Raw genomic sequence first — 852 nt, 5'->3', positions numbered from 1 at the left:
CATACTGCCTTACTGCCCCGATTCCTTATCGCCCTACATCTTGTCGATCACCGACTGCACGCCCTCGGTCGGGGCGTCGACGGACGATCCGGCTACCATGATGGCGGCGACGATCGCTTCGGGGTCGTCGACGACCAGCGGCTTGACCCGCTGCGCGGTGTGGATGAAGCCTTCGGCGGCCATGTGATCGAGCAGCGCCAGCATCGGATCCCAAAATCCTTTGACATTGGCGAAGACGATCGGCTTGCGATGATGGCCAAGTTGTCCCCAGGTCATGATCTCGACGATCTCCTCGACCGTGCCGATGCCGCCCGGCAGTGCCACAAAGGCGTCGGATTTCTCGAACATCTTGTGCTTGCGCTCGTGCATGTTGTCGGTGATCAAGAGTTCATCGAGCCGGTCAAGCGCTGTTTCGCTCGCCTCCTTGTTGATCAGGAAGCGCGGAATGATGCCCGTCACCTTGCCGCCGGCCTTGAGCGCGCCTTCGGCGACAGCGCCCATGATGCCTTTGGTGCCGCCGCCATAGACCAGCCGCAATCCCGCTTTGGCAATTGAGCGCCCGAGCAGGTGTCCGGCCTTGATATAGATTTCATCGCGGCCCGGAGACGAGCCGCAATAGACGCAGACGGATCGAATCGTGTTCATGTCGATGATTGGTGATTGGGTCTGAAAGCGCGGTCAAGCCCCAAGGGTTAACGGCCTGGGCTTTTTCTTGTCGGTATTGCTAAAACAGGCTAGACCGGCGTTAGGTGGCTAAGGGGTAGGGAAATATGGCAATTAATCCACTGAAGGCGTTCCTGTTCGCGGCGGGTGGGGCCGTTGCTGCCGCGGGGACCGCCTTTTTAGCCGGGG

At 60.0% G+C, this 852-nt stretch carries 1 protein-coding gene; it reads right to left on the bottom strand.

The genetic code is table 11. The features are described from left to right. Window positions 1-33: 33 nt before the first annotated feature. Window positions 34-645, bottom strand: a complete 612-nt coding sequence (locus EOA22_RS35590) for a TIGR00730 family Rossman fold protein (RefSeq protein WP_013532550.1) — start codon at window positions 643-645, stop codon at window positions 34-36. Window positions 646-852 lie beyond the last annotated feature (207 nt).

Origin of the sequence: Mesorhizobium sp. M7A.F.Ca.US.014.04.1.1, assembly GCF_003998745.1 — a bacterium.
In the GTDB taxonomy this organism is placed as follows: Bacteria; Pseudomonadota; Alphaproteobacteria; order Rhizobiales; family Rhizobiaceae; genus Mesorhizobium; species Mesorhizobium ciceri.
This window is presented reverse-complemented; position numbering and strand designations above follow the sequence as displayed.